Genomic DNA, 11647 nt, shown 5'->3' on the forward strand with positions numbered 1-11647 from the left:
CAGGATCGAGAGTGCGATGACTGCCACGACTTCGACTCAGACGCCCCCCGCCTCCCTCCACACCCCCGTCATCGGGTGGTTCGAGCAGCACGCCCGCGATCTGCCCTGGCGCCGCCCCGAAGCGGGTGCCTGGGGTGTGATGGTGAGCGAATTCATGCTGCAGCAGACCCCGGTGAACCGGGTCCTCCCGGTCTACGAGCAGTGGATGGCCCGCTGGCCGCGCCCCGCGGACCTGGCCGCCGATGCACCCGGCGAAGCCGTCCGCGCCTGGGGCCGGCTCGGCTACCCGCGCCGTGCGCTCCGGCTGCACGGGGCCGCGCAGGCGATAACGGAACGCCACGGCGGCGATGTGCCGAGCGAGCACGGCCAGTTGCTCGCACTGCCCGGGATCGGGGAGTACACGGCCGCGGCCGTGGCCTCGTTCGCCTACGGGCAGCGTCATGCCGTGCTCGACACGAACGTCCGCAGGGTGTTCGCCCGGGCGGCCACCGGCATCCAGTACCCGCCGAACGCGACGACCGCGGCCGAGCGCAAGCTCGCCCGCGCGCTGCTCCCCGAGGAGGACGAGACGGCCGCCCGCTGGGCGGCGGCCACGATGGAACTCGGCGCACTGGTGTGCACCGCGAAGAACGAGGACTGCACGCGCTGCCCGATCGCCGGACAGTGCGCCTGGCGGCTGGCGGGGAAGCCCGCCCACGAGGGGCCGCCGCGCCGCGGCCAGACCTACGCCGGTACGGACCGGCAGGTGCGGGGCCGGCTGCTGGCGGTGCTGCGCGACGCGGTCACCCCGGTGCCGCAGTCCGCGCTGGACGCGGTGTGGGAGGAGCCCGTGCAGCGGGCGCGCGCCCTGGACGGGCTCGTCGCCGACGGACTCGTCGAGCCTCTGGCGAACGGCCGGTACCGGCTGCCCCTGACCTGACCTCGTACGACGGACCGGCTGTCCATCGGCTGTTACACAACCGATGGACAGCCGTGCGTCCGCGTACGGCTGCTCCGCACAGCCTCGTGACAACGCCTCCGTAACGTCATCGGACGTCGGCGACGGGACCACCCGCCGGCAGCGGTACGACGGGGATCCACGGGGACGGAGGCGGTTGTGATGGCGCAGGGCGAGGTGCTCGCATTCGAGGAGTACGTGCGTACCAGGCAGGACGCGCTGCTGCGCAGCGCACGCCGGCTGGTTCCCGACCCCGTGGACGCGCAGGACCTGCTGCAGACCGCGCTGGTCCGCACCCTCGGCCGCTGGGACGGCATCGAGGACAAGTCGCTCGCGGACGCCTATCTGCGCCGCGTCATGATCAACACGCGTACGGAGTGGTGGCGGGCCCGCAAGCTCGACGAGGTCCCCACCGACCAGCTCCCCGACGCGAGCGTCGACGACGGTGCCGAGCAGCGCGCCGACCGCGCCCTGCTCATCGACGTACTCGGCGTGCTGGCTCCGAAGCAGCGCAGCGTCGTCGTGCTGCGACACTGGGAGCAGATGAGCACGGAGGAGACGGCCGCGGCGCTCGGCATGTCGGCCGGTACGGTGAAGAGCACGCTGCACCGCGCCCTGGCACGACTGCGCCAGGAGCTGGAGGACCGCGCGGCCCGGAGCCGTGCGGTCGAGGAGGCACCGGCGCGGATACCCGCACAGCCGGACAGGCGTCATGACGAGCGGGGGCGGGAGCGGTGCGCGGCCTGACAGGCGGTGGGGGCGGCACGGCCGCCGGTCGCGGGAGACTCGGGGCCGGTCTGGCGGCGGGGAGCACGGCACTGGCCGGGCTCGCCGCCGTCGGGCTGTTCTGCTCCGGCTGTTCCACAGGAGGCACGGGCACGCGCGACGAGGGGCCCGCGGGCACCCAGCAGGTGGCACGGGCGACGCCGTCGAGCGCCGCCGCCACCGGCACGGCGCGCCCGGCCCCCCGGGTGGACGCCGTGGCGCTCGTGAAGTCCGATCCGAAGGTGGACCGGGCGCTCAAGGCCGGTCTGAAGCCCTGCGCGGGCGACCAGTACCCGGTCGACACCTCGTACGGCACGCTCACGGGCGGCCCCTCGGCCGATGTCGTGGTCAACGTGATGACCTGCGGTGATCTGGTGGGGGTCGGTACCTATGTCTACCGGCGGGACGCCGACGGTTCCTACGGGAACGTCTTCGCCGCCGAGGTGCCCGCGGTCTACGGGACGATCGACCGGGGCGACCTGGTGGTGACGACCCAGGTGTACGGCTCGAAGGACTCGGTGGCGTACCCCTCGGGCGAGGACGTCGTCACCTACCGCTGGGCCTCCGGCCGCTTCACCGAGACCGACCGGGTGCACAACGAATTCAACCGGGCCGTCGGCAGCGGGGAGGACGCACTCCCCGCACCGCAGACGGCACAGAACTGAGAGCCGTTCGCATGGCCGAGACCCATGTCCTCTTCGTCGAGGACGACGACGTCATCCGCGAGGCCACCCAGCTCGCCCTGGAGCGGGTCGGCTTCACGGTCACCGCGGTGCCCGACGGCCTGCTGGGACTGGAAGCCTTCCGGGCGGACCGCCCTGACATCGCGCTGCTGGACGTGATGGTGCCCGGGCTCGACGGCGTCAGTCTGTGCCGGCGCATCCGGGACGAGTCGACGGTGCCGGTGATCATGCTGTCGGCGCGGGCCGACGCGATCGACGTGGTGCTCGGCCTGGAGGCGGGGGCCGATGACTACGTGACCAAGCCGTTCGACGGGGCCGTGCTCGTCGCCCGTATCCGGGCCGTGCTGCGGCGCTTCGGCCACGCGGCCGGGGCCGGCGGGCGGAGCGACGGCGGCGCCGGGGCGGGGGCCGGCGCGGACGGGGTGCTGGTGTTCGGCGACGTCGAGATCGACACCGAGGGCATGGAGGTGCGCAGGAGCGGCGCGCACGTAGGCCTGACGCCCACGGAGATGCGGCTGCTGCTGGAGTTCTCCGCGGCGCCTGGCACCGTGCTCTCCCGGGACAGGCTCCTGGAGCGGGTCTGGGACTACGGCTGGGGCGGGGACACCCGTGTCGTCGACGTCCATGTGCAGCGGCTGCGGACCAAGATCGGGCAGGACCGGATCGAGACGGTCCGCGGCTTCGGCTACAAGCTGCGCGCATGAGGCGGCTGGCGCTGCGGACCGGGGTCCGCTGGAAGATCAGCATCGCGATCGCCGCGGTCGGCGCGCTCATCGCGCTGGCGCTGAGCCTCGTCGTCCACAACGCGGCCCGGGTCTCGATGCTGGAGAACGCGCGCGAGGTGCAGCTGGAGCGGCTGCTCTTCGCCCAGCGGCTGTACGAGGCGACGAACACCCAGAAGCCGTCGCCGAAGTTCGGCTCCAAGATCAACGACCCGTCGCTGCCGAAGAGCCTGCGCGACCAGATACGGGACAACCGGCGGGCGACGCACGTCGACGAGTACGAGGACGGGGTACCCGACGTCTGGGCGGCCGTGCCGCTGGCCAACGGCGACGTCCTCTCCCTGCACACCCGCTTCGCCGACCGCAGCGCCACGATCATGGGCGACCTCGACCGGGCGCTGATCATCGGCTCGGTCTCGGTCGTCTTCGGCGGCTGCGCGCTGGGCGTCCTGATCGGCGGCCAGCTCTCCCGGCGGCTGCGCAAGGCCGCGGCGGCGGCCGGCAAGGTCGCGCAGGGCAACACAGAGGTGCGCGTGCGCGAGGCCGTCGGCGGTGTCGTACGGGACGAGACCGATGAGCTGGCCCGGGCCGTGGACGCGCTGACCGACGCGCTGAACGAGCGGATCGAGGCGGAGCGCCGGGTCACGGCCGACATCGCGCACGAGCTGCGCACCCCGGTGACCGGGCTGCTCACGGCGGCCGAGCTGCTGCCGCCGGGGCGGCCGACGGAGCTCGTACGGGACCGGGCCCAGGCCATGCGGACCCTGGTCGAGGACGTCCTGGAGGTGGCCAGGCTGGACAGCGCCTCGGAGCGGGCCGAGCTCCAGGAGCTGGCCCTCGGCGAGTTCGTCGGCCGCCGGGTCAGGCTGCTCGATCCGGAGATCACGGTGCGGGTGGTGCACGAGTCCTGGGTCTCCACCGATCCGCGGCGGCTGGAACGCATCCTGGGCAATCTGCTGGGCAACGCCGCCAAGCACGGGGCGGGGCCGGTCGAGGTCACGGTCGAGGGCCGGGTGGTACGGGTCCGCGACCACGGGCCGGGCTTCCCCGAGGCGCTGCTGCGGGAGGGGCCGAGCAGATTCCGTACCGGCAGCAGTGACCGTTCGGTGCGGGGGCACGGTCTGGGCCTGACCATCGCCACCGGGCAGGCGCGGGTCCTGGGCGCCCGGCTGACCTTCCGCAACGCGGGGCCGGCCGGGGGCGCCGAGGGCGGGGCGGTCGCCGTGCTGTGGCTGCCCGAGCACGCGCCGACGGACACCGGAAGCTTCCCGGTACTGCGGCAGGCGGACCTGGGCTGAACGTGCGCACGCGCCGGGGTCCCGGAGGCGAGTCGCCTCCGGGGCCCCGATGCGTGGTGTGCGGCTCGCTCGCGTGCGGCCCGCTCAGGCGTTCTGCGAGGCCTTGGCCGGCTCGGTCCCCGCGGTGGGAACGGCGTCGGAGGAACCTGCGGGAACCTCGTCGGCGGGACCTGCGGGGCCGTCCGAGGACGCCTCCGGCTTCCCGGCGCCCCGCAGCGGGACCTCCTTGACGAACACCGACGCGATCAGGGCGGTCACCGCGACCGAGCCGCCGACCAGGAAGGCGATGTGCGTCCCGGAGGCGACGGCGTACTCGTACGCCTCACGCACCACGTCCGGGAGCTTCGCCAGGCTCGACGCGTCCAGCTGCGCGGACTGCTCCGTCGCCCCGCCGCCGCCGCGCGCCGCCATCTCGTCCTGCACGCGTCCGTTGAACAGGGCGCCCATGATCGCGACGCCGAAGGAGCTGCCGAGCGTACGGAAGAGGGTGGTGGCGGACGAGGCGACACCCATGTCCTTGAGTTCGACGCTGTTCTGGGCGACGAGCATCGTGATCTGCATCAGGAAGCCCATGCCCGCGCCGAGCACCGCCATGTAGACACCGGAGGTGAGGCGTGTGGTGCCGGTGTCCATGGTGGAGAGCAGGAACAGCCCGGTGACCATCAGGGCGCTGCCGATGATCGGGAAGATCCGGTACTTGCCGGTGCTGGTCGTGACCCGGCCCGCGATCAGCGACACGACCATCATCGCCAGCAGCATCGGCAGGAGCAGCAGCCCTGAGTTGGTCGCGGACGCCCCCTGGACCGACTGCTGGTACAGCGGGAGGAAGAGCACCGCTCCGAACATCACGAAGCCGGCCATGAAGCCGATCACCGACATGAGGGTGAAGTTGCGGCTGCGGAAGATGTGCAGCGGCATGATCGGTTCGGCGGCCTTCGTCTCGACGAAGAGGAAGCCGACGAGGGAGGCGACGCCGAGGGCGATCAGCTCCATGATCACGGCGGAGCTCCAGGCGTACTCCGTACCGCCCCAGGTGGTGACCAGGACGATCGCGGTGATGCCCACGGTGAGGAGCGCGGCGCCCAGGTAGTCGACCTTGGCCTTCGACCGTTCCGTGCGCGGCAGGTGCAGCACGGCCGTGACCATGGCGAGCGCGATCACGCCGAGCGGGAGGTTGATGTAGAAGCTCCAGCGCCAGCCCAGGTGGTCGGTGATGACGCCGCCGACCAGCGGTCCGCCGATCATGGCGATCGCCATGACGCCGGCCATCATGCCCTGGTACCTGCCGCGCTCCCGGGGCGGGACCAGGGCACCGATGATCGACATCACTCCGACCATCAGGCCGCCGGCGCCGAGGCCCTGCACCGCGCGGAAGCCGATCAACTGGCCCATGTCCTGGGCCATGCCGCTCAGCACGGAGCCGACCAGGAAGATCACGATGGACGCGAGGAACACGCCCTTGCGTCCGTAGAGGTCGCCGAGCTTGCCCCAGATGGGGGTGGAGGCGGCGGTGGCCAGGGTGTAGGCGGTGACCACCCAGGACAGGTGTTCCATGCCGCCCAGGTCACCCACGATCGTCGGCATCGCGGTGCCGACGATCAGGTTGTCGAGCATGGCCAGCAGCATCGTGATCATCAGGGCGAGTACGACCACCCTGACGCTGCGTGCCTGTGGTTCGGCCGGCTGGTCCGCCGCCTTCTTGAGCTCCGCCATGTCCTTCTCCCCTGATCCCCTGATCGCGCTGACTGCCACCGGCCCCGGCACTTACTTGCCGCCCGGCTAGTTGACTACACTGCGGGAAGGTAGACCCGTAACTAGCCGGTCGTCAAGTAAGTTAGTGGGAGAGTCGCATGGGCAGCACGCCGCAGCCTCGCCGGGGCAACACCCGCCAGCGCATTCAGGACGTCGCCCTGGAGCTCTTCGCCGAGCAGGGATACGAGAAGACCTCGCTCCGCGAGATCGCCGAAAAGCTGCAGGTCACCAAGGCTGCGCTGTACTACCACTTCAAGACGAAGGAAGACATCCTCGTCGGCATCTTCGAGGACCTGAACCGGCCGGTCGAGGAGCTCCTGGAGTGGGGCAAGGGCCAGCCGCGCACCCTGGAGACGAAGAAGCAGATCCTGATCCGCTACAGCGAGGCGCTCAGGGCCGCCGAGCCGCTCTTCGTCTTCATGCAGGAGAACCAGGCGACGGTACGCGAACTGAGCATCGGCCACACCATCAAGCACCGGGTCATCTCGCTGGTCGACCTGATCAAGGACCCCGACGCCGCACTGACCGACCAGGTGCGGTGCTTCAGCGCGCTCTTCACGATGCACGCCGGGATGATGGCCCTCCGGAACGCCGAAGGCGACCCCGAGGAGAAGCGCAAGGCTGCTCTCGAGGTCGCCATCGAGCTGGTGACCAAGGCCCATGACCACGGGCCCGCCGCTTAGCGGCCGCACGGCGTCCGTCAGATGTGGACGTGCACGGAGTTCAGGTACGAGACCGGGTTGATCGCCGAGCCGTAGTTCGGGGTCGTCCGGATCTCGAAGTGCAGGTGCGGGCCGCTGGAGTTACCGGTGTTGCCGGACAGGCCGATCTTCTCGCCCGTCTTCACACGGTCGCCGATCTTCACGTCGATCTTCGACAGGTGCGCGTACTGCGAGTACTTGCCGTTGGCGTGCTTGATCACGATGGCGTTGCCGTACGCGGGACCGTCGCCGCCGCCGTTCGGGCCGGCCTTGACGACCCGGCCGGTGTGCGCGGCCTCGACCTTGGTGCCGATCGGCACCGCGAAGTCCTGGCCGGAGTGCTTGCTGGCCCAGCGGTCGCCGCCGGTGCCGTAGGTGGCACTCAGGACGTACTTGTTGACCGGGGCCTCCCAGGCGGACTTCTTCTTCGCCGCGGCCTTCTTCTTGGCGGCGGCCTTCTTCTTGGCCTCGGCCTTGTCCGCCTTCGCCTTCTCGGCGGCCTTGCCCTGGGCGGTCGCCTGCTCGGCGACGGAGCCCGCGGTGGTCGCACCGGCGAGGGCGGCGGTGTCCGTCGTGCCGGACGCGAACGCCGCGCCCGCACCGAACACCATCGACGCACCCAGGCCTGCGGCCACGACGGCGCCGGTGGCGCGGGGCATGGACGGGCGGCGGGAGTGCTGGAACGTAACGCGCTTCGACATGCGGTGAGTACCTCCGGGGTGAATGGACCCGGTGCTCGGACCGGGCTTGCTCCACCTTGGTAACCCGCACCCCCAGCAACACTCAAACCCCCCATCTACGATCAAAAGCCGTAGTCGAGGGGGGCGGGAATTCGCCGCGGTGGCCGACCCGGAGATGGCGGACGATCTTCCCGATTATTTGCGCGAAGCGGGTTTAACCCCAGTTCCAAAGGCGTCCTTCCCGGACACAGACCACCAAGGCGGGCATATCGACTCAAACGCCGAAAGTCTCGTCGGCGGCGGGCCGAAGGTCCTTCCGCCCCTCGCCGCCACGTCTCCTAGGGCGCCTAGTAGGCCCGAAACGGCCTGTGCGCCTTGTCACCGTCGGTGGGCCGGAAGCCTGTCCGTTTCGGGACCTTCGGCCCCCGGTGCTGACTACGCTGACGGACACCTGCTCAGCACCCCGGGGGGAAGCCATGGCTGACGACAGCACCCACGGCCTGGACGGCATCGAACTCGCCGACGCCGTCGAGTCGATCCGCAACCAGCTCATCGACGCGGCGACCCGCGCCACCGGCAGGCCCGTGGCCTTCTCCGTCGGGGACATCCAGATGGAGTTCACCCTCGAACTGCGCAGGGAGCACAAGGCGGGCGGCAAGGTGAAGGCCTGGGTGGTCGAGGCGGGCGCGGACACCTCGCGGTCCATCGGCCGCACGCACAAGGTCGGCTTCACCCTGACCCCCCGCAACGCCGTGACCGGGGAGGCCTGGGAGATCGGCGACGAGGAGACGGGGAGCACCGCACACTTCGGCGGTGCGGCAGGCTCGTGAGGGCACCGCACCCCGCGGACCGCACCGTCGTCGTCTCCGGCACCCTCCAGGGCAGCGGGGTCCTGCTCACCGACCGGCTGGTGCTGACCTGCGCCCATGTGGTCAGGGGCAGCAACGGGTGCCACCTCGCCCACCCGGACGTCACGGGCCCCGTCCCGGCCACGGTGGTCTGGATCGACCACGATCTCGACGCCGCCCTGCTCCAGGCCGTGGACCCGGTCCTTCCGGTCGGCCCGGTCCGGCTCGGCCTGGTGGACACCCGGCAGGCCATCGACCACTGCGAGATCACCGGGTTCCCCCGCATCCAGCGGTACGGCGCCGAGAAGCACGCGGAGGCCGACCAGTACACGGCGACGGTCCTGCCCATGGCGGGCCGGATGCGCAATCTGCTGGTCTGCGATCTCGACGGGGCGCCCGCCGTCGGGCCCGGCCAGGAGTCCTCCCCGCTCGCGGGACTCTCCGGCGGGCCCGTCTTCGCGGGTGACGTCCTGCTCGGGATCGCCCGCCAGGTCCCCCTGCAGCGGGGCGACAGGCGCGTCGAGTGCGTACCGCTGGGGCCCGTACTGGAGGCGAAGCCGTTCCGCCTGGTCTACGAGCAGGGCGGCACCCCGCTCCGCCACGAGAGGATCCACGGACACTTCCCCCGAGACCTCCGGTACGAGGAGGAGTACGCGGCCTCCATCGGCGCCGCGTACCGGCGTACGAAGATCTTCGGCCTCGACGAGCTGGGCCGGCACGACTCGGAATGGGACCTGGACACGGCTTATCTGAGCCTGGAGGCCCAGTCTCCGCACCAGGCCCCCTTGCTCCCGCCCTCGGGACCCCAGCGTGTGGACGCGCTCCTCGCCGACCGGCGCCGGGTCCTGCTCCGGGGCGACGCGGGTGCCGGGAAGACCACCCTTCTGTGGTGGCTGGCCGCCCACACCTCGGCCAGGACCCTGAGCGACGCGCTGGAACCGCTGAACGGCCTTGTCCCCTTCGTCGTCCCCCTGCGGACCCTGCGCGCCCGGGGCAGCGAGTTCCCCGGGCCCGCGGAGCTGTCCGGGGCGGCCGGACTGGTGGTCGACCGTGCCCCCGACGGCTGGGCGGGCCGGGTGCTGGAGTCGGGCAGGGCGCTGCTGCTGGTCGACGGCCTCGACGAGGTGCCGCCCGAGGAACGCGAACAGGCCCGCGCCTGGCTGTCCCAGTTCCTGCTGCGCTACCCGGACACCCGCTGCGTCGCCACCGTCCGCCCCCTGGCCGTGGAACCGGGCTGGCTGGACTCCGAGGGCTTCGAGGAGCTGCGGCTGCTGCCGATGCGGAACGAGGACATCCAGTCCTTCGTGAGGTCCTGGCACAGGGCGGCGCGGCTGTCCGAGGACGACGAGGACCTGGAGAGGCTGAACGAACTGGAACGGGATCTCTCCCGGCAGTTCGCGCAGAACTCCATCCTCCGGGACCTGGGCCGCACCCCGCTCCTGTGCGCGGTGATCTGCGCCCTGCACCGCCGCCGCGAGGGCTTCCTCCCGGAGACCCGCTGGAAGCTGTACCGCTCGGCGCTGGAGATGCTGCTGGGCCACCGCGACCGGCGGCGCCGGATCGAGCGCCCCGAGGGCATCGTCATGGACGTCGAGGAGCACACGCAGCTCCTCCAGCGCATCGCGGTGTGGCTGGTACGCGAGGGTCAGTCGGAGTTCACCCGCGAGCAGGCACTGCGGCAGCTGGACCGTGCCTTGCCGGGGATGGACCGGGTCGGCGCCCAGGGCACGGCCGACCAGATCCTGACCCACCTCCTGAACCGCAGCGGCCTGCTCCAGGAGCACACGGACGAGACGTACCAGTTCGCCCACCGCACCTTCCAGGACTTCCTGGCCGCGAAGGAGCTCATCGAGGACGACCACCTGGGAGAACTGCTCGGGCACGCGGGCGAGGAGCAGTGGCAGGACGTCATCCTGCTGTCGGCCGGGCACTGTGGGCGCAGGGAGCTTCCCCTGCTGGTGGAGGGACTGCTGGACGCGGGGCTGGCCTTGCGGGAGGGCTCGCGGGCACGCAGGGACATCCACATCCTCGCAGCCCTGTGCGAGCAGCACGCCAGCTGGCTCGACCAGGCGGTGCGGGAACGGGTGAGACGGAGCACCGCCGCGTTGTTCCCCCCGGACAACGGGGAGGACGTGGCCGCACTCGCACGCCTCGGCGCAACGGCCCTGGCGCACCTCCCCGCGCCGCAGAACATGGCGTCCGACCGCCCCGCCACCGTGCCGGTCGAGGAACTGATCTGGGCCGTCGGGGGCCGCGAGGCGATTCCGTACGCCCGGGCGTGGGTCCTCCGGTACCCCGAGCGGAGCTGGTCCTTCGGGAGGGCCTGGGGCCATTTCCCCGCCGAGCAGTACGCACGGGACGTGCTGGCGCACTGCGATCTCGCGCGGGTGCTGGTCACAGTGACCGACAGGGAGCAGTTGCGCGGTCTTCGCCACGTACCGTCCGTGACCACCCTCGCCCTGGTCGTCGACGCCCCTGAGGAGGAACTGGGCGCCATGATGCAGGGCAGGGATCTCAAGACCCTCTTCGTGCGGAGGAACGCGGAGATCGAGCGTCTGTCCTGGCTGAGCGGTTCTGCCGGATCCCTGCGGTACCTGACGCTCGCCGGGTGCCCCGCCCTGCGGGATCTGACCCCCCTCACAGAGCTCTCCGCGCTGAGGATCCTGGAGCTGGACATGCGGCACCTGGCGCCCGGACTCCTCGCCCCGCTCGCCCGGCTGCCGGGGCTCCAGGTCCTGCGCCTGAACAACCTCGCCGTGGACCGGCTGGGTGCGCTACCGGCCCTTCCCGCGGTCACCAGCCTGGCGGTCGCGTGCGAGCAGCCGTTACTCCTCGACGGCCTGGCTCCGTGGACCTCACTCCACACACTGGAGATCTCGGAGGTGGCCGCGTTCGAGTCCGCACTCGACGCGCTGCGCTCCGCGCCCCGGATCAGCACGCTCAGGTGCAGTGCCTTCCCCTGGCCCGGCACGAGTGGCTCCGCCGCGCCGGTGCCCTCCGTCGCGGACCTGACCGTGCAGGCTCCGCCACCGGGCGAGAGCGTGGAGGCCCTGAGGCACCTTTTCCCCTCGCTCGCCCGTCTCACCTTCGTCGCTTCCGCCCGGCCCTCGGCGCTGGATCTCACGCCGCTGCAATCCTGGCCCGGCCTCCAGGTGACGGTGGACGCGGGCTACGGTGCCACGCCGGTGGGGGGCGAGGGCCTGGGAAGCCGGCTCCACATCGACGTCTGCTGATGAGCGCACCGGAAAGGGGCTGCCCCGG

The 11647-nt window shown here is 71.4% G+C and carries 10 protein-coding genes; 8 read left to right on the plus strand and 2 right to left on the minus strand.

Annotated features, from left to right (window positions below; genetic code table 11):
- Positions 1–16 precede the first annotated feature (16 nt).
- The 5 genes from ACWCQM_RS22175 to cseC all read left to right on the plus strand — a co-directional run bounded on the left by ACWCQM_RS22175 (position 17) and on the right by cseC (position 4405).
- Positions 17–919 carry an A/G-specific adenine glycosylase gene (locus tag ACWCQM_RS22175; protein WP_450916889.1) on the plus strand — a complete coding sequence of 301 codons (903 nt, stop codon included), beginning with the start codon at positions 17–19 and terminating at the stop codon, positions 917–919.
- A 180-nt stretch (positions 920–1099) separates the two neighbouring features.
- Complete coding sequence (locus ACWCQM_RS22180; RefSeq protein ID WP_450916890.1) at positions 1100–1684, plus strand: SigE family RNA polymerase sigma factor; 585 nt, start codon at positions 1100–1102, stop codon at positions 1682–1684.
- Positions 1672–2367: a hypothetical protein gene (locus tag ACWCQM_RS22185; protein ID WP_450916891.1), complete on the plus strand. Its 696-nt coding sequence runs from the start codon at positions 1672–1674 to the stop codon at positions 2365–2367. The genes ACWCQM_RS22180 and ACWCQM_RS22185 overlap by 13 nt, the downstream gene beginning before the upstream one ends.
- An 11-nt stretch (positions 2368–2378) precedes the next feature.
- On the plus strand, positions 2379–3089 hold the full coding sequence (gene cseB, locus ACWCQM_RS22190; protein ID WP_450916892.1) for a two-component system response regulator CseB: 711 nt from the start codon (positions 2379–2381) through the stop codon (positions 3087–3089).
- On the plus strand, positions 3086–4405 hold the full coding sequence (gene cseC / locus ACWCQM_RS22195; RefSeq protein ID WP_450916893.1) for a two-component system sensor histidine kinase CseC: 1320 nt from the start codon (positions 3086–3088) through the stop codon (positions 4403–4405). The genes cseB and cseC overlap by 4 nt, the downstream gene beginning before the upstream one ends.
- Before the next feature lie 84 nt (positions 4406–4489).
- Here the strand turns inward: cseC and ACWCQM_RS22200 are convergent, their stop codons facing one another.
- Complete coding sequence (locus ACWCQM_RS22200) at positions 4490–6118, minus strand: MDR family MFS transporter (RefSeq protein ID WP_450916894.1); 1629 nt, start codon at positions 6116–6118, stop codon at positions 4490–4492.
- A gap of 137 nt (positions 6119–6255) precedes the next feature.
- On the opposite strand from ACWCQM_RS22200, the gene ACWCQM_RS22205 reads away from it, so the two are divergent.
- Complete coding sequence (locus ACWCQM_RS22205; protein ID WP_450916895.1) at positions 6256–6840, plus strand: TetR/AcrR family transcriptional regulator; 585 nt, start codon at positions 6256–6258, stop codon at positions 6838–6840.
- 17 nt (positions 6841–6857) lie between these two features.
- On the opposite strand, the gene ACWCQM_RS22210 is transcribed toward ACWCQM_RS22205, so the two are convergent.
- A complete protein-coding gene (locus tag ACWCQM_RS22210; protein WP_450916896.1) occupies positions 6858–7559 on the minus strand; it encodes a M23 family metallopeptidase in 702 nt (233 codons plus the stop codon).
- A gap of 455 nt (positions 7560–8014) precedes the next feature.
- On the opposite strand from ACWCQM_RS22210, the gene ACWCQM_RS22215 reads away from it, so the two are divergent.
- Both ACWCQM_RS22215 and ACWCQM_RS22220 read left to right on the plus strand, forming a co-directional pair.
- A complete protein-coding gene (locus ACWCQM_RS22215; protein ID WP_450916897.1) occupies positions 8015–8368 on the plus strand; it encodes a trypco2 family protein in 354 nt (117 codons plus the stop codon).
- Positions 8365–11619 (plus strand): NACHT domain-containing protein, encoded by a 3255-nt coding sequence (locus ACWCQM_RS22220; RefSeq protein WP_450916898.1) that lies wholly within the window; start codon positions 8365–8367, stop codon positions 11617–11619. Before ACWCQM_RS22215 ends, ACWCQM_RS22220 begins: the two co-directional genes overlap by 4 nt.
- Positions 11620–11647 lie beyond the last annotated feature (28 nt).

The organism is Streptomyces sp. NPDC002125, from assembly GCF_053593715.1.

Coding starts and splice junctions, on each gene's coding strand:
- ACWCQM_RS22175 (WP_450916889.1), top strand. CDS start 17: ATGACTGCCACGACTTCGACTCAGACGCCCCCCGCCTCCCTCCACACC.
- ACWCQM_RS22180 (WP_450916890.1), top strand. CDS start 1,100: ATGGCGCAGGGCGAGGTGCTCGCATTCGAGGAGTACGTGCGTACCAGG.
- cseB (WP_450916892.1), top strand. CDS start 2,379: ATGGCCGAGACCCATGTCCTCTTCGTCGAGGACGACGACGTCATCCGC.
- cseC (WP_450916893.1), top strand. CDS start 3,086: ATGAGGCGGCTGGCGCTGCGGACCGGGGTCCGCTGGAAGATCAGCATC.
- ACWCQM_RS22200 (WP_450916894.1), bottom strand. CDS start 6,118: ATGGCGGAGCTCAAGAAGGCGGCGGACCAGCCGGCCGAACCACAGGCA.
- ACWCQM_RS22205 (WP_450916895.1), top strand. CDS start 6,256: ATGGGCAGCACGCCGCAGCCTCGCCGGGGCAACACCCGCCAGCGCATT.
- ACWCQM_RS22210 (WP_450916896.1), bottom strand. CDS start 7,559: ATGTCGAAGCGCGTTACGTTCCAGCACTCCCGCCGCCCGTCCATGCCC.
- ACWCQM_RS22215 (WP_450916897.1), top strand. CDS start 8,015: ATGGCTGACGACAGCACCCACGGCCTGGACGGCATCGAACTCGCCGAC.